The following is an 18,057-nucleotide window of genomic DNA, read 5'->3' as shown; positions in this document are numbered from 1 at the left end:
CGCATCGCCTCGCCGACCGACCGGTGAGCACGCCACCCCGGGAGCAAGACTGTCACCCGGCTGCCGGAGCCGTCCTGCCTGCGGGACCGCCGGATGCCGACCCGGTGGCCGCCGCCGGGGTGCGACCGCACACTGGGGCCATGGTCGATCTGTCCGCCCGGCTCCCCGACGCCGTCACCGACGGGCTCGCGGCCCTGCGCTCGCGGATCGGCTCGGCGGTGTTCAGCCGGGTCGCCGGGGACGAGGGCTCCGGCCGCCGGGCCCGCGTCCTCGGCGCGGAGGGCCCGCGCTGGTTCGCCGAGGACGCCGCGATCCGCACCGTGCACGGCGACGCGTCGATGTTCGTCGGCGGGCTGCGGGCGCTGCTGCTGCAGTCGCTGCACCCGCTGGCCATGGCCGGGGTCGCCGGGCACTCCGGGTTCCGGGGCGACCCGTGGGGACGGCTGCAGCGCACCTCGTACTTCCTGGCCGCCACGACGTTCGGCCCGGCCGAGGAGGCCGAGCGGGTGATCGCCCGGATCAGGCGGGCCCACGTCCACGTCCGCGGGACCGCGCCGGACGGGCGCCCCTACTCGGCGTCGGACCCGCACCTGCTGCGCTGGGTGCACATCGCCGAGATCGACAGCTTCCTCACCGCGCACGACCGCTACGGCAGCACCCCGCTCGACGCCGCCGGCCGCGACGCCTACGTCGCCGACACCGCACGCGTCGCCCGTGAGCTGGGCGTGCCGGACCCGCCGGAGTCCACCGCCCAGCTGCGGGCGCAGCTCGACGGGTACCGGCCCGAGCTGGCCGGGACCCCCGCGGCCCGCGACGCCGCCCGGTTCCTGCTGTGGGAGCCGCCGCTGCCGCTCTCCGCGCGGGTCCCGTACTCGGTGCTGGCCGCCGCGTCGGTGGGGCTGATGCCGCGCTGGACGCGGATGCCGCTGCGGCTGCCCTGGCTGCCCGTCGCCGAGGCGACCGTCGTGCGGGCCGGTGGGCATGCGATCACCGCCGGGATCCGGTGGGTCACCTCGGCCCCGGCCCGGCCGCCGCCGATGCCGCCCGCACATCCGTGACCCGGTGGCCCTGCGGGCTCAGCCGCCGGCCCCGCCGCGTTCGATCAGCCACCGACGCTCCTCGGACTCGCGCCGGGCCTCGGCGTCGCGGACCGAGCCGGGCACCGGGTCGGTGTCGTGCTCGGCCACCCACTGCTCCGGGCGGACCGGCTCGGGCATGGTCCGCCACCGGGCGCGGGGGTCGTCGCCGTCCTGCCGTTCCTTCTCGGAATCCATGTCCCGAGGATGCCCGGTGCGGCCGGTCGGCGCACCGGGGAACTCAGTCCCCCAGCAGGACGTCGGTGTCGAAACAGGTCCGGGTCCCGGTGTGGCAGGCCGGCCCCTCCTGGTCGACGACCACGAGCACCGCGTCGCCGTCGCAGTCCAGCCGGACCTCGTGCACGTGCTGCACGTGCCCCGACGTGTCGCCCTTGACCCAGTACTCCTGCCGCGACCGCGACCAGTAGGTCCCCCGGCCGGTGGTCAGGGTGCGGTGCAGCGCCTCGTCGTCCATCCAGCCGACCATCAGCACCTCACCGGCGCGGGACTGGACGACGGCGCAGACCAGGCCGTCGGCGTCGCGCTTGAGGCGGGCGGCGACCGCCGGGTCAAGCGCGGACTCCGCCGCCGTGAGCCGGGCCGTCACCGGATCTCGACCCCCTCGCCCCGCAGTGCGTCCTTGACCTCGCCGATCCGCAGCTGCCCGAAGTGGAACACGCTGGCGGCGAGCACCGCGTCCGCCCCGGCGCGCACCGCGGGGGCGAAGTGCTCGACCGCGCCGGCGCCGCCGGAGGCGATCACCGGGACGTCGACGACCTTCCGCACCGCGGTCAGCATCTCCAGGTCGAACCCGGCGCGGGTGCCGTCGGCGTCCATCGAGTTGAGCAGGATCTCCCCGACGCCGAGCTCCTGGCCGCGCTCGGCCCACTCGACGGCGTCGATCCCGGCCGACCGGCGCCCGCCGTGCGTGGTGACCTCCCAGCCCGACGGCTGCGGCTCCCCGCCCTCGGGGACGCGACGGGCGTCGACCGACAGCACGATGCACTGGCTGCCGAAGCGCCGCGACATCTCGTGCAGCAGCGTGGGCCGGGCGATCGCGGCGGTGTTCACCGAGACCTTGTCCGCGCCCGCGCGCAGCATCCGGTCGACGTCGTCGGGGGTGCGGATGCCGCCGCCGACGGTCAGCGGGATGAACACCTGCTCGGCGGTACGGCGCACCACGTCGATCATGGTGCCGCGCTCCGACGACGACGCGGTGACGTCGAGGAAGGTCAGCTCGTCGGCGCCCTCGGCGTCGTAGACCCGCGCCATCTCGACCGGGTCGCCCGCGTCGCGCAGCTCCTTGAAGTTGACGCCCTTCACCACGCGCCCGGCGTCGACGTCCAGGCAGGGGATGACGCGGACCGCGACGCCCATCAGGCGCTCACCTCCCGGACCGCGGCGAGCGCCTCGGGCAGGGTGAACCGGCCGGCGTAGAGCGCCTTGCCGATGATCGACCCCTCGATGTTCACCCCGGTCGCGGCGACCTCGGCGAGCCGGGTCAGGTCGGCGACCTCGGAGATCCCGCCCGACGCGATCACCGGGGCGGTGGTGGCCTTCGCGACCTCGGTGAGCAGCTCGACGTTCGGGCCCTGGAGGGTGCCGTCCTTGGAGACGTCGGTGACGATGTAGCGGGTGGCGCCGTCGGCGTCGAGGCGGGCGAGGACCTCCCAGAGGTCGCCGCCGTCGGAGGTCCAGCCGCGGCCGGCGACGCGGCGCCTGCCGTCGATCATCTTGACGTCGAGGCCGATCGCGATCCGCTCGCCGTGCTCGGCGAGGACCTTCCGGCACCACTCGGGCTGCTCCAGCGCGGCGGTGCCCAGGTTGAGCCGGGCCGCGCCGGTGGACAGCGCACGGTCGAGGGACTCGTCGTCGCGGATGCCGCCGGACAGCTCGACCGCCACGTCGAGGCGGCCGACGACCTCGGCCAGCAGCCCGGCGTTCGAGCCGCGCCCGAACGCGGCGTCGAGGTCCACCAGGTGGACCCACTCGGCGCCGCCGGACTGCCAGGTCAGGGCCGCCTCCAGGGGCGAGCCGTAGCCGGTCTCGGTGCCGGCCTCGCCCTGCACCAGCCGGACGGCCTGCCCGTCGACGACGTCCACCGCGGGAAGCAACGTGAAGCTCACCGCGCCAGGGTATCCGCGCCGCTCGTAGCCTCCGGGGGTGGCCGAGGGGGACAGCATCTTCCGGCTCGCGGCGCGGCTGGACGCGGCCACCGCGGGCGCGGTGGTCGCACGCTCGGACGTGCGCCACCCCCGCTTCGCCGGCGCCGACCTCGCCGGGGAGCGGATCACCGGCTGGGTGCCGCGCGGCAAGCACCTGCTGGCCCGCACCGCCGGCGGCTGGACCGTGCACTCGCACCTGCGGATGTCCGGGCGGTGGTCGGTGCTGCGGCCCGGGCGGCGGCTTCCCCGCGCCGTCGCGGCCGACCTGCGGATCGCGCTGCACCTCACCGACGGCCGCACCCTCGCCGGGATCGGGCTGCCGGTGCTGGCGGTGCTGGCGACCCGCGACGAGCACACCGTCGTCGGGCACCTGGGCCCCGACCTGCTCGGCGACCCCTTCGACGGCGACGCGGCGGTCGCCCGGCTGCTCGCCGAACCCGACCGGGCGGTGCTGGCGGCGCTGCTGGACCAGCGCGTCGTCGCCGGGCTGGGGAACATGTGGGCCCAGGAGCTGCTGTTCCTGGAGCGGGTCTCCCCGTGGCGGACGTGCTCCGCGGTCGGCGACCCCGGCGCGGTCCTCGGGCACGGCCGCGCGCTGCTGCGCGACGCCGTCGTGCGCAACCCGGCGCAGAACACCACCGGCCGGGTCCGGCCGCGGCACTTCGTCCACGGGCGCTACCGGCGGCCCTGCCTGCGGTGCGGCACCGCGGTGGCGTTCGCGCCGCCGGAGCGCACCCCGCACGGCCGCGAGACCTGGTGGTGCCCGCGCTGCCAGCGGTGAACGCGCGGCCCGCGCCGGTTCGCCCTACCGTCGGATCATGGAACTCTCCGGGGCGCGGACGCTGGTGGTCGGGGCGACGGGTGTGCTGGGCGGCGCGCTCACCGAGGCCCTGCGCGAGCAGGGCGCGACGCTCGCGCTCGCGGGCCGCACCGAGCCCTCCGGGGCCGACGGCGAGCCCACGTTCCGCTTCGACGCACTCGACCTGGAGCGCTGCGCCGCCGTCGTCGACGAGGCCGCGGACGCCCTGGGCGGGCTGGACCTGGTGCTCGTCGCGATCGGGGTGGCCGGGTTCGGCGAGGAGTCGGAGAACGACGTCGTCACCGAGCACCTCCTGACGGTGAACGCGCAGGCCCCGATGGCGGTCGGCCGGGCCGCGCTGCGCCGCTTCCCGCCGAGGTCTTCCTCCGACGGCCGGGCCGGCGGGACGCTCGCGATGATCTCGGCGATCCTGGCCGACGTGCCGACCCCGGGGATGGCGGCGTACTCGGCGTCGAAGGCGGCGCTGTCGGCGTGGCTGACCGCCACCCGCGGTGGCGTGCGCAAGCAGGGCGTGCGGGTGCTCGACGTGCGGCCGCCGCACATCGAGACCGGGCTGGCCGACCGTGCCGTCGCCGGGACGGTGCCCTCGGGGATCGCCGCGGGCTCCGACGTCGCGACGCTCGTCGGGCAGGTGCTCGAGGCGCTGCGCTCGGACAGGCGGACGGTGACGTTCGACCTGCGCTCCGGGGAGTACGCGCTGGGCTGAGGCGCGTTCCGCGGAACGGCCACGGTCGTCGTGCGCGACCGTCACACTCGCCGCCGTGCCTTCCCTCCGTTCCCGCAAGCGGGCCCGTGACTCCGACCGGACCGCGACCTGCGACCGGCTCGACGTCGCCTTCGCCGAGGGCCAGATCGACGGCGTCGAGCACCGGACCCGGGTCGCCGCCGCGCTGCGGGCGGCGCACATCGGTGACCTCACCGCGCTCACCGCGGACCTGCAGCTTCCCGGGGTCGCGCGAGTCCGGCGCGGGCCGTCGCCGGCCCGGAGCGTGGCGGCCTCCCCCACACGGCCGGACCGGGACGCGCCGGGCTACTGGCCGGTGCGGGTCGGTGTGACCGTCGCGCTGGTCGCGGCGATGGCCGTCGCGCACGCCGTCGTCTCCCGTCCGGTGCACCAGCCGCCGGTGCCGCCTCCCACGGCAGCCGCGCCCGTCCCCGTCACCGCCCCGGCCGTCGTCGAGTCGGTCGACCTGCGGACCGACCGGGGCCTGACCGAGCTGGTCGCGGCCGTCCGCCGCGTCTCGGGTGGCACCGTCGTCGACTCGCTGTCGGTACGCGGTTCCGACGACGGCGGGGTTCAGATCGCCGAGCCGGGGAACCCGCGCGCGGACCGGACCTACACCTGGACGCCGGGGGCCGGGCTCACCAGGCTCGACGTCGTGTCCGCGATCGCCCGTGACCCCGATCAGCGCACCGTCGACCTGGGCGACCTCGACACGACCGCCCTCGCGGGGCTACTCGCCGACGCACCGCGCGCGACCGGTGTCCCCGGCGCCCGCTCCGTGCGGCTGATGGTGTTCGACCCCGGCTCGGGCCCGGCCGTCGAGATCACCTGCACGGACGGCTCGGCTCGGCGCGGCACGGTGACCGCGCGGCCCGACGGCAGTGGGGTCGCGGTGTTCGCCGCGTCCTGACCCGGCGGCCCGCTCAGCCCCTGACCGAGCGCAGCCAGTTCTCCAGGACCGCGGCGCCGGCGTCGCCGGACTTCTCCGGGTGGAACTGGGTCGCCGACAGCGGCCCGTTCTCCACCGCGGCGACGACGTCCTCGCCGTGGTGGGTCCAGGTCACCTTCGGCGGGGCGATCGCGTGCGAGGGCTCCAGGGTCCAGCGCCGCACGCCGAACGAGTGCACGAAGTAGAAGCGGGTGTCGGCGTCGAGCCCGGCGAACAACGTGCTGTCGGGCGGGGTCCGGACGGTGTTCCAGCCCATGTGCGGCAGCACGTCGGCCTGGATCCGCTCGACGGTGCCGGGCCACTCGCCGCAGCCCTCGGTGTCCTCGTCGAACTCGACGCCGCGCTCGAACATGACCTGCATGCCGACGCAGATCCCGAGGACCGGGCGCCCGCCGGCGAGGCGACGCCCGATGATCTGCGGGCCGCGGACGGCGTGCAGGCCCGCCATGCACGCCGCGAAGGCGCCCACCCCGGGGACGACGAGACCGTCGGCCTCGGTCGCCGCGTCGAAGTCGGACGTGACGGTGACGTCCGCGCCGACGCGTTCGAGGGCGCGCTCGGCGGAGCGCAGGTTCCCGGAGCCGTAGTCGAGGACGACGATGCGTGCCACGCGACCAGCGTAGTCGCCGCCCCCGCGGCCCCCGTGGCCCCGGGTCTGCGCCATGATCATCAGTACCCTGGGGGCTGCTCGGGCCACCGGTGACAGCGCCCAGGTACTGATGATCATGGTCGGACCGCCCGTGCCGCGGTCACCGCACCGGCGAGGACGGCGACGAGCACGCAGGTTCCGGCGGCGAGGACGGTCACGCCGACGTCGGGCACGGGGGCCACCGCGGTGCCGGTGGCCGCCGACAGCCCCGATGCCACCGCGGCCAGGGGCGGCACGGCCACCGCCAGGCCGAGCAGGCTCCCGAGCGTCGCGGCCGCACCGGTCTCGGCGGCGACGGTCGCGACGATCCGGCCCCGGGTCGCCCCGGCCGCGACGAGGACGGCCAGGTCGGCCCGCCGGGTCCCGGTCGCCGCGCCGACGCCCGCCGCCACGCCCAGCGCGCCGTAGCCCGCCGACACCGCGACCAGCAGCGTCGCCAGCAGGCCGGTCAGCCGGGCGTCGACGGCGTACTCGGCGGCCGCGTAGGCCGCCGCGTCCCGCACGGTGACCCCGGGCGGTGCCGGGTCGGGCACCGCGCCCGCCGGCAGGAACGCGGTGCGGGTGAGCGCCGCCGGGTCGTGCGCGCGCACCTGGGAGCGGTCGACGACGAGGTCCCCGCGCCGCTCGTCGGGCGGCAGGACGCGCGCGACCCGCAGCGGAACGACACCGCCGTCGGCGAACCGGGCGTCGAGGGTCGCACCCCCGGCGAGGCCGAGCGCGTCGGCCGTCGGGGTGGACAGGACCACCTCCCCCGGCCGCACCAGGCCGGGGTCGGCCGTCCCGACCGCGTCGACGGCGGTCGGTCCCGCAGGTCCTCCGACGACGAGCACGGTCGGCAGCGGGATCCGGGCGCCGGGGACGGCGAGGGCGCGGGCGACGTCGTCGGGCAGGCCGGGCGTGCCGTCGCGCTCCACGGTCACCTGCCCGGCGAGCTGCGCGGTCCGCTGGGCCGGGTACGCGGCGGCGGAGGTCGCGACGAGCCCGCCGAGCAGCACCGCGAACCCGACCGCGACGACCACCGGCGCGACGACCGCGCCCGCCCGCTCCGGGTTCGTCCCGAGCTCGGCGCGGACCAGCGCCACGGTGACCCGACCGCCCGGGCGAGCGGTGCCGGCCCGCGCGAGCACGCCGACCAGCGCCGGGGCGAGCAGCGCGGACGCGACCACCAGCGCGGCACCGGCCGAGAGGGCGAGCCCGACGCGGCCGTCGCCGGTCACCGCGGCGGTCCGGACCGCGAGCAGGACCCCGGCGGCGAGCGCGAGCAGCCCGCCGACCAGCCGGCCCCGCGCCGGTCCGCGTCCGGGACCGGTGTCGTGGACGACGTCCAGCGGCGCCCCCCGGGCCGCCCGGCGCGCCGCGGCGAGACCACCGGTGACCGCGAGCAGCACCCCGGCGGCGCCCGCGACGGCGAGCGGCCCGGCGACGGCGGGTACCCGGGCCGGCCGTACGGCGTCGGCGGCGACGAGCACGGCGTGCAACGGTGCGGCCGAGACGACCGCGAGCACCGTGCCCACTGCCGCGCCGAGGACCCCGACCAGCGCGGACTCGGTGAGGACGAGGCGGCCAGGTCGTCGGGGTCGCCCACCGGGCGAGAGATCGTCGTCGGGGCGATCGCCTCCCCCGAGCAGGCCCCGTCGACCGGGGCCCTCGCAGGGCCCCACCGGTGATCCGCAGCCCGCGCGCAGATCCGCCGTCCGCGTGCGTCCGGACGCGCGCGAGGGGCGGATCTCCGCGCGGACCCGCGATCGGCGGCACGAGATGGGCGAGCTCGGCGTCGTCGCCGCCGGGTGCGGCGAGGTACACGACCAGCACCTGGCCCCGGGTGCCCGGGACCGGGTAGTCGACCCGGCGCAACGCCGGGCCCGGCCCGTGGGTGCTCCCAGCGCACGACGGCCCGGTGAGCAGGTCGACGTCGTCGCGTCGCCAGACCTCGCGGAACGTCGCGCTCGCCGCCGACAGCTCCTCGGCCTGGGCGGCGACGGCGGGGTCGCGGGTTCGGGACCGGGCGACGCCCGGAACTCGGCCACCGTCGTCGCGGCGTCGCGGTCCCGGTCCGGGTGCAGCGCGCGCTCGGCGTCGCCGAGGAACATCGAGCGGAGCCGGTTGGCGCCGGGCCGGATCGCGGGACAGAGCGCCCCGGCGATCCGGTTGACGGCGAGCACGTCGAAGGCCCGGCGCTCGACGAACGCGGGGAGGCCGACGGCGTCGAGCAGCGGCCGGCTGCCTTCGGGCACCTCCTCGCCGGCCGGTCCCGGGGCGTCCGTCGTCCCCGGCCGGACGAGGCCGTGCAGGTGGGCCGTGGCCGCGGCGTCGCGCTGCAGGACGCGGGTGAGCCCGGTGAGGACCTGGGCGACGGGTTGGTGTCGCGCCCCCTCTCCGGCCGCACGTGGTGGTCGACGCTGACCTCCGCCGGCGTCGCCACCTCCTCGCGGCTCAGCCGGGGGTCCGCCGCGCGCCGGTGTCGGGCAGTCCGACCCGGGCCGGGTGACGAGCGCCCGCCGCGCCTGCAGGTAGGCGCTCAGCCCAGTGGGTCCTGCCACGGCCCCACCCTGGGACGCCCGCACCCCGGGTCCCCGGGAACGGCGACCATCGAGCTGCGCACCGCCGACGGGCCGGCCGTCGAACCTGTGCTCACCCCGGGGTTCGACGGCCGGACGCGCCGGTGCCCGGGCCGCCTCAACTGCCGATGACCGCCGCCGCGACCCGGTGACCGGCCGGCGCCCAGCCGATCGCCGGGGCGACCCGCTCGGCGATCGAGCGGAGCAGGTGCGCGTTGTACTCCACTCCGAGCTGGTTGGGCACGGTGAACAGCACGTAGTCCGCCTCCCGCACGGCGACGTCGTCGGCGAGCTCGGCGGCGATCCGGTCCGGGTCGCCGACGTAGCTGCGGCCGAACCGGGACCGGGCGCCGTCGAGGATCCCGACCTGGTCGTCCTCGCCGCGCTCACCGAAGTAGCGGCGGTCCAGGTCGGTCGTGATCGGGATGACGCTGCGCGACACCGACACCAGCGGGGTGCGCTCGTGCCCGGCGGCGGCCCAGGCCTCGCGGTAGCGCAGGATCTGCTCGGCCTGCAGCCGGTCGAACGACTCTCCGGTGTCCTCGGTGAGCAGCGTCGAGCTCTGCAGGTTCATGCCCTGGGTCGCGGCCCACTCGGCGGTGGCCCGGGTGCCCGCGCCCCACCAGACGCGGTCGCCGAGGCCCGGGGACTGCGGCTGCACCGGGAGCGCGACGTGCCGGCCGCGGGTGCGGGCCGGGTCGGCGGGTGCCACCCCGGCACCGCGGATCGCGGCGAGGAACACCTCGGCCTTGGCGCGGGCGGCGTCGGCGTGGGTCTGCCCGTCGGCGGGTCGGTACCCGAAGGCCTCGGCGCCGTTCAGCGCGATCTCCGGCGACCCCCGGCTCACGCCGAGCTGCAGCCGTCCGCCCGAGAGCAGGTCGGTCGCGGCGGCCTCCTCGGCCATGTAGAGCGGGTTCTCGTAGCGCATGTCGATCACGCCGGTGCCCATCTCGATCCGGCTGGTGGTCGCCGCGATCGCCGCGAGCAGCGGGAACGGGGCGGCCAGCTGGCGCTCGAAGTGGTGCACGCGCACGAAGGCGCCGTCGATGCCGATGTCCTCCGCGGCGCGGGCCAGCTCCACGGTCTGGCGCAGCGCGTCGGCGGCGGTGGGGGTCCGGGACCCGGGGACCTCCCCGTGGTGCCCGAACGACAGGAACCCGATCTTCGTCATGCCCTCTGCAACAGAAGTTGAGGGCTCAACATTCCCCTAGAGGGCGCCCTTGGTGGACGGCACCCCGGTGACCCGCGGGTCGGGCTCGGTCGCGGCCCGCAGCGCGCGGGCGACGGCCTTGAACTCGGCCTCGGTGATGTGGTGCGGGTCGCGGCCGTCGAGCACCCGGACGTGCAGCGCGAGGTGCCCGTGGAAGGCCAGGGACTCGAACACGTGCCTGTTCAGCACGGTCGGGTAGTGCCCGCCGACGACGAAGCCGCGCATCATCTCCGGCTCGCCGGTGCACACGGTGTAGGGCCGGCCGGAGACGTCCACGACGGCCTGGGCGAGGGCCTCGTCCATCGGGATCCAGGCGTCGCCGAAGCGGCGGATGCCCTTCTTGTCCCCCAGCGCCTGGCGGATCGCCTGGCCCAGCACGATCGCGACGTCCTCCACGGTGTGGTGGGAGTCGATCTCGATGTCGCCCTCGGCGTGCACCGACAGGTCGAAGCTGCCGTGCTTGCCGAACGCGTCGAGCATGTGGTCGAAGAACGGGACCTTGGTGGCGATGTCGGTGCGCCCGGTGCCGTCGAGGTCGATCTCGACGACGATCCGGGTCTCCTTGGTGACGCGCTCGACGCGTCCGATGCGGCTCACAGCAGCTCCTTGGTGGCGAGGTCGGTGGCGGCGGTGAGGAAGGCGTCGTTCTCCTCCGGCGTGCCCACGGTGACCCGCAGCCGCTCGGGGATGCCGACGTCGCGGATCAGCACGCCCTGGTCGAGGAAGCCCTTCCAGGCGCGGCCGGCGTCGGCGAAGCGCCCGAAGAGCACGAAGTTGGCGTCCGAGGGCACCACGTCGTACCCGGCGGCGGCGAGCTCGTCGCAGACCCGGTCCCGCTCGGCGGCGAGCAGCGCGACCGAGCCGAGGGTCGCGTCGGCGTGGCGGAGCGCAGCGCGCGCGGCGGCCTGCGACAGCACCGAGAGGTGGTACGGCAGCCGCACCAACTGCAGCGCGTCGATGACCGCGGGCGCGGCGGCGAGGTAGCCCAGGCGCCCGCCGGCGAAGGCGAACGCCTTGCTCATCGTCCGCGACACCACGAGCTTGTGGCCGTGGGTGCCCAGCAGGGTCGTGGCGCTCGGGCGGCCGGTGGCCTCCGCGAACTCGGCGTAGGCCTCGTCGACGACGACCACGCCGGGAGCGGCGTCGACCAGCCGCGCGAGGTCCTCCGGCGCGATCGACTGCCCGGTCGGGTTGTTCGGGCTGGTCACGAACGTGATGTCCGGGGCCTTGGCCGCCAGGACGGCGACCGCCGCGTCGACGTCGAGGGTGAAGTCCGCGCGGCGCGGCACCGGGACGAACTCGGTCTGCGTGCCGGAGGCGAGGATCGGGTGCATCGAGTAGCTGGGCACGAAGCCGAGCGCGGTCCGACCGGGCCCGCCGAAGGTCTGCAGGATCTGCTGGAGGATCTCGTTGGACCCGTTCGCGGCCCACAGGTTCGCCGTGGTCAGCTCGACCCCGGTCTGCCGGGAGAGGTAGGCGGCGAGGTCGCTCCGCAGCGCGACGAGGTCGCGGTCGGGATACCGGTGCAGCTCGCGGGCGGCGTCGGTCACCGATGCGGTGACGTCGGCGACCAGCTCCGGCGGCGGCGGGTACGGGTTCTCGTTGGTGTTGAGCCGCACCGCGACGTCGAGCTGCGGCGCGCCGTACGGGCTCTTCCCGCGCAGGTCGTCGCGCAGCGGCAGGTCCGACAGCCGCACGCCCTCCCCCGCGGTCACGCGCCCGTCCCGAACCGGGCGGTGACGGCCTCGCCGTGCGCGGGCAGGTCCTCGGCGTTCGCCAGGGTCACGACCCGGTCGGCGACCTCGGCCAGCGCCTCGCGGTCGTAGTCGACGACGTGGATGCCGCGCAGGAACGTCGCCGTCGACAGCCCGCCGGAGTGCCGCGCGCAGCCCCCGGTCGGGAGCACGTGGTTCGACCCGGCGCAGTAGTCGCCGAGCGACACCGGCGACCAGGCCCCGACGAAGATCGCGCCGGCGTTGCGGACCTGCGCCGCGTCGCCCGCGGAGTCGGCGGTCTGGATCTCCAGGTGCTCGGCGGCGTAGGCGTCGACGACGGCAACCCCGTCGGCGGTCGAGGACACCAGGATGACCCCGGACTGCGGCCCGGTCAGCGCGGTGCGCACCCGCTCGGTGTGCTTGGTCGTGGCGACCCGGGCCTCCAGCTCGGCCTCGACCCGCTCCACCAGCGCCTCGGAGGTCGTGACCAGCACCGATGCGGCGTTCGGGTCGTGCTCGGCCTGCGAGATGAGGTCGGCGGCGACGTGCGCGGCGTCCGCGGTGTCGTCGGCGAGGATCGCGATCTCGGTGGTGCCGGCCTCGGCGTCGATCCCGACCAGGCCGCGCAGCATCCGCTTGGCCGCGGTGACGTAGACGTTGCCGGGGCCGGTCACCATGTCGACCGGCTCCAGCTCGGCGCCGTCGGTGTCGGTGCCGCCGTAGGCCAGCAGCGCGACGCACTGGGCGCCGCCCACGGCCCACACCTCGTCGACGCCGAGCAGCGCGGCCGCCGCGAGGATCGTCGGGTGCGGGCGTCCGCCGAACTCGGCCTGCGCCGGAGAGGCGACGACCAGCGACTCCACGCCCGCCGCCTGCGCCGGGACCACGTTCATGACCACGCTCGACGGATAGACCGCCAGCCCGCCCGGGGCGTAGAGCCCGACCCGGCGGACCGGGACGAACCGCTCGGTGACGGTGCCGCCGGGGACGACCCGGGTGACCACGTCGGGCCTGCGCTGCTCGGCGTGCACGACCCGGGCGCGCTCGATCGAGGTCTCCAGCGCCGCGCGCACGTCCGGGTCGAGGTCGCGCAGGGCACCGGAGACCGCTTCGGTCGGGACGCGCACGGTCTCCGGGCGGACCCGGTCGAACCGCTCGGTGGCGTCCAGCGCGGCGGCGGCGCCGCGGTCGCGCACGTCCTCCACCAGCGGGCGGGCACGCTCCAGAGCGGCGTCGATGTCCAGCTCGGCGCGCGGCATCATGCCGCGCAGGGTGGCCGGACGGGGCAGCGGTTCGGCTCGCAGGTCGAGGCGGCGGAGCATGGTCCCCAGGGTACGGCGGGGCTCCGACACGCTCTCATCCCGGCGGGGTGAGCTGCGTCCTCGTCGTCGGGGGGTCGTGGCAGTCTGCGCGGCGTGACCCGCCACGTGAGCGACGCCGAGCGCCGGGCCCGGCTGGTGACCCGCCACCGGCTGGCCCCGCACACCCGCACCGACGACGTCGTCGCGATCAGCGACGACCTGGTCGCGCTGCACTCCACCGACCCGGTCACGGTGTACCTGTCGGCGGCCGCGCGGATGGCGGCCCCGTCGCTCGACCCGGTCGACGCCGCGCTGCACACTGACCGCACCCTGCTGCGCCACCACGCGATGCGCCGCACGCTCTGGGTGTTCGGCCACGCCCACGCCGCGCTCGCCCACCACGCCGCCACCGTCGACGTCGCCGCCGCCCAGCGCCGTGACCTGCTGCGCCAGGCCGCCGCGGCCGGCCACGCCGACCCCGAGGCGTGGTACACCGAGGCCGCCGGGCAGGTCCTGGAGGCGCTCGCCGACCGGAGCCCCCTCGCCGCCCGCGACGTCGCCCGCGCACTGCCCGACCTCGCCGGGCAGCGGCTCGTCCTGCCCGGCGGGGGCCCGCAGCCCGCCCACACCCGGGTGCTGCTCGTGCTGGGGTTCGAGGGGCGGGTGCTGCGGACCCGCCCGATCGGGACCTGGATCAACGGCCAGTACCGCTGGGCCGCCGCCGACGACTGGGTCCCCGGCGGGATCGGCCCCGCACCCGGCCCGGACGGCGACGCCCGTCGCGCCGCCGCGGCCGGGCTGGCCCGCGCCCAGCTGCGGGCGTTCGGGCCGGTCCGCCGCGACGACCTGAAGTGGTGGGCGGGCTGGACCGTCGCCACCACCACCACGGCGCTGGCCGACGTCGGCGCGGTCGAGGTGACCCTCGACGGCGGGGGCACCGGGTTCCTGCTCCCCGACGACCTCGACCCGGTCCCCGACCCCGGGCCGTCGGTGGCGCTGCTGCCGGGCCTCGACCCGTCGACGATGGGCTGGAAGGCCCGCGACTGGTACCTGCCCGCCGAGGTGGCCCCGGAGCTGTTCGACCGCAACGGCAACGGCGGGCCGACGGTCTGGGTGGACGGGCGCATCGTCGGGACCTGGGCGCAGCGCCCGGACGGCGGGATCGCGACCCTGCTGCTCACGCCGGTCACGGCCCGGGCGCGGGCGGAGGTGGCGGTCGCGGCGCGCGGGCTGCGGGAGCTCCTCGGCGACGCCCGGTTCTCCGCCCGCTTCCCCGCCCCCGCCCAGGCCCGGCTGCTCGCCTGACGGGACCCGGCCCGCCGGGTGGCACACCACGGACCCCCGGCACCCCTCCCGGAGTGCCCGGAGTGCCACCCGGCCGTGCTCACTCCAGGTCGAGCCCCAGGTCCAGCGCGGTGACCGAGTGGGTCAGCCCGCCGACGGCGAGGAAGTCCACGCCGGTGGCCGCGTAGTCCCGGGCGCTGCCCAGGGCCAGCCCGCCGGAGGACTCCAGCAGCGTCGCCCGGTCCCCGCGCCGCCGCACCGCCTCGGCCGTCTGCGCGACGGTGAAGTTGTCCAGCAGCACCAGCTCGGCGGCGAGCTCCAGGACCTCGTCGAGCTGGTCGAGCGAGTCGACCTCCACCTCGCACGGCAGGTCCGGGGCGAGCGCGCGGGCCGCGGCCAGCGCCGCGGACACCGACCCGGCCGCCGCGACGTGGTTGTCCTTGATCAGCACCGCGTCGCCCAGCCCGAGCCGGTGGTTCACCCCGCCGCCGCACCGCACGGCGTACTTCTCCAGCAGCCGCAGGCCCGGCAGCGTCTTGCGGGTGTCCCGGATCCGGGCCCCCGTGCCGTCGACGGCGTCCACCCAGGCACGGGTGGCCGTCGCGATCCCGGACAGGTGCGTGAGCAGGTTCAGCGCCGTGCGCTCGGCGGTGAGCAGCCCGCGGACCGGGGCCCGCACGGTGAGCGCCGGGGTCCCGGCGGTGAGCCGGTCACCGTCGGCGGCCGCGGCGAGCACCGCGTACCCGCCGGCGCCCAGCACCTCGTCGAGGACGGCGCGGGCGGCCGGGAGCCCGGCGAGCACGCCGCCGGCCCGCGGGGTGAACGACGCGGTCGCCACGGCCTCGGCGGGCACGGTCGCCGTCGTCGTCGCGTCCGGGCCGTACCGCAGGTCCTCCGCCAGCGCGGTGCGCACGACGCGGAGCAGGTCGTCGGGGTCGGGGACACCGACCTCGGTGACCCCGCCGACCCCGGCGGCGACGGTGCTCATGCGACACCCGCCAGCGCCTCGTCGGCCACGACGACCGGCCGTCCCGCGGCGTCGACCCGCACCTGCAGCGACGAACGCTGGTACGTGTCGTCACGGTCCGGGAAGTCGGTGCGCACGTGGCAGCCGCGGGTCTCCCGGCGGGTGCCCGCCGCGGCCAGCACGGCCTGGGCGATCAGGGTCAGCGCCGCGTCCTCCACCCCGGCGCGGTCGGCCGGGACCGCGGTGGCGGTGACGGCCTCGATCGCGTCCGACGCGCCGGCGAGCCCCGCGGCGTCGCGGCCGATCCCGGCGCTCGCCGACATCGCCCGCTGCACCACGGTGCGGTCGGCCACCGGCAGCGCCGGGACCGTCCCGGCCGGGGTCGACACCCCGGTCGGACCCGCGTCGGCGAGCACCGCGCGGACCACCCGCTCCCCCACGACCAACCCCTCCAGCAGCGAGTTCGACGCCAGCCGGTTCGCCCCGTGCAGCCCCGTCCGGGCGACCTCGCCCGCGGCGTAGAGGCCCGGCACCCCGGTCCGGCCGGACGTGTCGGTGACGACGCCGCCGCAGGCGTAGTGCGCGGCGGGGGTCACCGGGATCGGCTCGGTCAGCGGGTCGATCCCGGCGGCCCGGCAGGACGCGTACACGGTCGGGAACCGTGCGGCGAACCCGTCGAGCGCGGTGGCGTCGAGCCAGGCGCAGTCGCTGCCGGTCTCGGCCATCCGGCGGGTGATCGCCGCGGCGACGACGTCGCGCGGGGCGAGGTCGGCCCGCGGGTGCACCCCGGCCATGAACGCGGTCCCGGTCCGGTCGCGCAGGACCGCGCCCTCGCCGCGGACGGCCTCGGTGACCAGGGTCCGGCGGCCCGCGGTGTCGCTGGCGGGACCGGTCCACAGCACCGTCGGGTGGAACTGGACGAACTCCAGGTCCGACGCCGTCGCCCCGGCCCGCAGCGCGATCGCGACGCCGTCGCCGGTGGAGGTCTCCGGGTTGGTCGTCGAGGAGTACAGCTGCCCGTAGCCGCCGGTGGCCAGCAGCACGGCGGGGGCGCGGAGCACGCCCGCGTCGCCGTCGCCGGCCAGTACGGCGAGTCCGACGACCCGGCCGGTGACCTCGCGCAGCGCGTCGACGGCCACGTGCCCGTCGAGCACGGTCACCCCCGCGTCCCGGGTCGCGGCGACCAGGGCGCGCTCGATCTCGGCGCCGGTCGCGTCGCCGCCGGCGTGCACCACGCGGAACGCGGAGTGCCCGCCCTCCCGGGTCCGGTCGAGCCGCGGGCCGCGCGCGTCGAACAACGCGCCGCGCTCGCGCAGCCGCCGGACCGCCCCGGGCCCGCCGCGGACGACCGTGCCGACCGCGTCCGCGTCGTTCAGCCCGCCGCCGGCGGCCAGCGTGTCGGCGACGTGCGCGTCCAGCGAGTCACCGGCGACATCGCCGAGCACGACGGCCACCCCGCCCTGCGCCCAGCGCGTGGAGCCCTCACCGACGCCGTCCTTGGTGACCACCACGACGCGCAGCCCGGCCGCGGCCGCGTCGAGCGCGGCGGTCAGCCCGGCCACCCCGGACCCGACGACGACCAGGTCGGCGCCGGCCTCCCAGCTCACTCCCCGCTCCCCGGGTTGCCGATCTCGATCATCCGCTGCACGGCGGCGCGGCCGCGCGCGGCGAGGTCGGGGTCGACGTGGACCTCGTCGGTGCCCTCGCGGACCGACCGCAGCAGCGCCTCGGCGGTGATCATCTTCATGTAGGGGCAGGACGCGTGCTCGTTCACCGCGCGGAACTCGATCTCCGGGGCGGCCAGGCGCAGCTGGTGCAGCATCCCGACCTCGGTCGCGACGAGCACCTCCGTCGCGCCGGTGGCGCGGGCGGCGTCGATCATCCCGCCGGTGGAGAGGATCTTGACCTGTTCGGCGGGCACCGCGCCGGTTCCCGCCAGGTAGAGCGCCGAGGTCGCGCAGCCGCACTCGGGGTGCACGAACAGGTCGGCACCGGGGTGGGCGGCGGCCCGCTCGGTCAGCTGCTTGCCGTTGATGCCGGCGTGCACGTGGCACTCCCCGGCCCAGACGTGCATGTTCTCCCGCTCCAGGGTGCGCCGCACGTGCGCGCCGAGGAACTGGTCGGGCAGGAACAGCACCTCGCGGTCGCGCGGGATCGAGTCGACGACCTCGACGGCGTTGGAGGAGGTGCAGCAGACGTCGGTCTCGGCCTTCACCGCGGCGGTGGTGTTGACGTAGGAGACGACGACGGCGCCGGGGTGCTCGGCCTTCCACTCCCGCAGCTGGTCGGCGGTGATCGAGTCGGCCAGCGAGCAGCCGGCCCGCGCGTCGGGGATCAGCACGGTCTTGTCCGGACTGAGGATCTTGGCGGTCTCCGCCATGAAGTGCACGCCGCAGAACACGATCGTCGACGCCTGCGACTCGGCCGCGATCCGGGACAGCGCGAGCGAGTCCCCCACGTGGTCGGCGACGTCCTGGATCTCGGGCAGCTGGTAGTTGTGCGCCAGCAGGACCGCGTCCCGCTCGCGGGCCAGCGCACGCACCTCGTCGGCCCAGCCGGGGTCGGTCCCCGTGCCGCCGGGTGCCGTCAGCGTTCCGGTCATTGCGCCCTCCCGGGCCGTCTCGGGTTTTCGCCTAGCG

General features: G+C 76.7%; 18 protein-coding genes and 1 pseudogene. 5 read left to right on the top strand and 14 right to left on the bottom strand.

Going from position 1 to position 18,057, the window contains the following annotated elements:
* Positions 1-140: 140 nt before the first annotated feature.
* Positions 141-1,058: an oxygenase MpaB family protein gene (locus tag WHI96_RS10270; RefSeq protein WP_345649336.1), complete on the top strand. Its 918-nt coding sequence runs from the start codon at positions 141-143 to the stop codon at positions 1,056-1,058.
* Between the two features lie 18 nt (positions 1,059-1,076).
* Here the strand turns inward: WHI96_RS10270 and WHI96_RS10265 are convergent, their stop codons facing one another.
* The 4 genes from WHI96_RS10265 to priA are packed head-to-tail and all read right to left on the bottom strand — an operon-like array spanning position 1,077 to position 3,202.
* Positions 1,077-1,274 (bottom strand): hypothetical protein, encoded by a 198-nt coding sequence (locus WHI96_RS10265; RefSeq protein ID WP_345649333.1) that lies wholly within the window; start codon positions 1,272-1,274, stop codon positions 1,077-1,079.
* Positions 1,275-1,317: 43 nt separating this feature from the next.
* Positions 1,318-1,683 (bottom strand): phosphoribosyl-AMP cyclohydrolase, encoded by a 366-nt coding sequence (gene hisI / locus WHI96_RS10260; RefSeq protein WP_345649330.1) that lies wholly within the window; start codon positions 1,681-1,683, stop codon positions 1,318-1,320.
* Positions 1,680-2,453 carry an imidazole glycerol phosphate synthase subunit HisF gene (gene hisF / locus WHI96_RS10255; protein WP_345649327.1) on the bottom strand — a complete coding sequence of 258 codons (774 nt, stop codon included), beginning with the start codon at positions 2,451-2,453 and terminating at the stop codon, positions 1,680-1,682. Before hisF ends, hisI begins: the two co-directional genes overlap by 4 nt.
* A complete protein-coding gene (priA, locus tag WHI96_RS10250) occupies positions 2,453-3,202 on the bottom strand; it encodes a bifunctional 1-(5-phosphoribosyl)-5-((5-phosphoribosylamino)methylideneamino)imidazole-4-carboxamide isomerase/phosphoribosylanthranilate isomerase PriA (protein WP_345649324.1) in 750 nt (249 codons plus the stop codon). Before priA ends, hisF begins: the two co-directional genes overlap by 1 nt.
* A gap of 37 nt (positions 3,203-3,239) precedes the next feature.
* On the opposite strand from priA, the gene WHI96_RS10245 reads away from it, so the two are divergent.
* From WHI96_RS10245 to WHI96_RS10235, 3 genes are read left to right on the top strand one after another with little or no spacing between them, the layout of a single operon-like run.
* Positions 3,240-4,022 (top strand): DNA-formamidopyrimidine glycosylase family protein, encoded by a 783-nt coding sequence (locus WHI96_RS10245; RefSeq protein ID WP_345649321.1) that lies wholly within the window; start codon positions 3,240-3,242, stop codon positions 4,020-4,022.
* 37 nt (positions 4,023-4,059) lie between these two features.
* A complete protein-coding gene (locus WHI96_RS10240) occupies positions 4,060-4,767 on the top strand; it encodes an SDR family NAD(P)-dependent oxidoreductase (protein ID WP_345649317.1) in 708 nt (235 codons plus the stop codon).
* A 55-nt stretch (positions 4,768-4,822) separates the two neighbouring features.
* Entirely contained in the window at positions 4,823-5,695 is an 873-nt protein-coding gene (locus tag WHI96_RS10235) for a DUF1707 SHOCT-like domain-containing protein (protein WP_345649314.1), read from the top strand.
* Positions 5,696-5,708: 13 nt separating this feature from the next.
* Here the strand turns inward: WHI96_RS10235 and hisH are convergent, their stop codons facing one another.
* The 7 genes and pseudogenes from hisH to hisD all read right to left on the bottom strand — a co-directional run bounded on the left by hisH (position 5,709) and on the right by hisD (position 13,188).
* Positions 5,709-6,344 carry an imidazole glycerol phosphate synthase subunit HisH gene (gene hisH, locus WHI96_RS10230; RefSeq protein ID WP_345649311.1) on the bottom strand — a complete coding sequence of 212 codons (636 nt, stop codon included), beginning with the start codon at positions 6,342-6,344 and terminating at the stop codon, positions 5,709-5,711.
* Between the two features lie 113 nt (positions 6,345-6,457).
* Positions 6,458-7,897 carry a hypothetical protein gene (locus tag WHI96_RS10225; RefSeq protein ID WP_349302365.1) on the bottom strand — a complete coding sequence of 480 codons (1,440 nt, stop codon included), beginning with the start codon at positions 7,895-7,897 and terminating at the stop codon, positions 6,458-6,460.
* Between the two features lie 480 nt (positions 7,898-8,377).
* Positions 8,378-8,617: pseudogene (locus WHI96_RS27835) on the bottom strand (MmyB family transcriptional regulator); the annotation flags it as partial.
* 442 nt (positions 8,618-9,059) lie between these two features.
* Positions 9,060-10,112 carry an LLM class flavin-dependent oxidoreductase gene (locus WHI96_RS10220; RefSeq protein WP_345649306.1) on the bottom strand — a complete coding sequence of 351 codons (1,053 nt, stop codon included), beginning with the start codon at positions 10,110-10,112 and terminating at the stop codon, positions 9,060-9,062.
* Positions 10,113-10,148: 36 nt separating this feature from the next.
* Positions 10,149-10,748: an imidazoleglycerol-phosphate dehydratase HisB gene (gene hisB, locus WHI96_RS10215; RefSeq protein ID WP_345649303.1), complete on the bottom strand. Its 600-nt coding sequence runs from the start codon at positions 10,746-10,748 to the stop codon at positions 10,149-10,151.
* Complete coding sequence (locus tag WHI96_RS10210) at positions 10,745-11,866, bottom strand: histidinol-phosphate transaminase (protein WP_345649301.1); 1,122 nt, start codon at positions 11,864-11,866, stop codon at positions 10,745-10,747. The genes hisB and WHI96_RS10210 overlap by 4 nt, the downstream gene beginning before the upstream one ends.
* On the bottom strand, positions 11,863-13,188 hold the full coding sequence (gene hisD / locus WHI96_RS10205) for a histidinol dehydrogenase (protein WP_345649298.1): 1,326 nt from the start codon (positions 13,186-13,188) through the stop codon (positions 11,863-11,865). Before hisD ends, WHI96_RS10210 begins: the two co-directional genes overlap by 4 nt.
* A gap of 93 nt (positions 13,189-13,281) precedes the next feature.
* On the opposite strand from hisD, the gene WHI96_RS10200 reads away from it, so the two are divergent.
* Positions 13,282-14,472 (top strand): winged helix DNA-binding domain-containing protein, encoded by a 1,191-nt coding sequence (locus tag WHI96_RS10200; RefSeq protein ID WP_345649295.1) that lies wholly within the window; start codon positions 13,282-13,284, stop codon positions 14,470-14,472.
* 79 nt (positions 14,473-14,551) lie between these two features.
* On the opposite strand, the gene nadC is transcribed toward WHI96_RS10200, so the two are convergent.
* Genes nadC through nadA form a run of 3 tightly spaced genes read right to left on the bottom strand, consistent with a single transcriptional unit; the run spans position 14,552 to position 18,020 of the window.
* Complete coding sequence (gene nadC / locus WHI96_RS10195; protein ID WP_345649292.1) at positions 14,552-15,439, bottom strand: carboxylating nicotinate-nucleotide diphosphorylase; 888 nt, start codon at positions 15,437-15,439, stop codon at positions 14,552-14,554.
* Complete coding sequence (locus WHI96_RS10190; RefSeq protein ID WP_345649289.1) at positions 15,436-17,025, bottom strand: L-aspartate oxidase; 1,590 nt, start codon at positions 17,023-17,025, stop codon at positions 15,436-15,438. Before WHI96_RS10190 ends, nadC begins: the two co-directional genes overlap by 4 nt.
* Positions 17,022-18,020, bottom strand: coding sequence for a quinolinate synthase NadA (gene nadA, locus WHI96_RS10185; protein ID WP_345649286.1), 999 nt, complete (start codon positions 18,018-18,020; stop codon positions 17,022-17,024). Before nadA ends, WHI96_RS10190 begins: the two co-directional genes overlap by 4 nt.
* Positions 18,021-18,057 lie beyond the last annotated feature (37 nt).

The organism is Pseudonocardia tropica (assembly GCF_040105315.1).
Classification (GTDB): domain Bacteria; phylum Actinomycetota; class Actinomycetes; order Mycobacteriales; family Pseudonocardiaceae; genus Pseudonocardia; species Pseudonocardia alni.
The sequence above is the reverse complement of the archived record's forward strand: the minus strand, read 5'-3'. Positions and strand labels throughout refer to the sequence as shown.

Bases quoted from the DNA above. Each gene is read 5' to 3' on its own strand.
- WHI96_RS10270 (WP_345649336.1), top strand. From the start codon at position 141: ATGGTCGATCTGTCCGCCCGGCTCCCCGACGCCGTCACCGACGGGCTC.
- WHI96_RS10265 (WP_345649333.1), bottom strand. From the start codon at position 1,274: ATGGATTCCGAGAAGGAACGGCAGGACGGCGACGACCCCCGCGCCCGG.
- hisF (WP_345649327.1), bottom strand. From the start codon at position 2,453: ATGGGCGTCGCGGTCCGCGTCATCCCCTGCCTGGACGTCGACGCCGGG.
- WHI96_RS10240 (WP_345649317.1), top strand. From the start codon at position 4,060: ATGGAACTCTCCGGGGCGCGGACGCTGGTGGTCGGGGCGACGGGTGTG.
- WHI96_RS10220 (WP_345649306.1), bottom strand. From the start codon at position 10,112: ATGACGAAGATCGGGTTCCTGTCGTTCGGGCACCACGGGGAGGTCCCC.
- hisD (WP_345649298.1), bottom strand. From the start codon at position 13,188: ATGCTCCGCCGCCTCGACCTGCGAGCCGAACCGCTGCCCCGTCCGGCC.
- nadC (WP_345649292.1), bottom strand. From the start codon at position 15,439: ATGAGCACCGTCGCCGCCGGGGTCGGCGGGGTCACCGAGGTCGGTGTC.
- nadA (WP_345649286.1), bottom strand. From the start codon at position 18,020: ATGACCGGAACGCTGACGGCACCCGGCGGCACGGGGACCGACCCCGGC.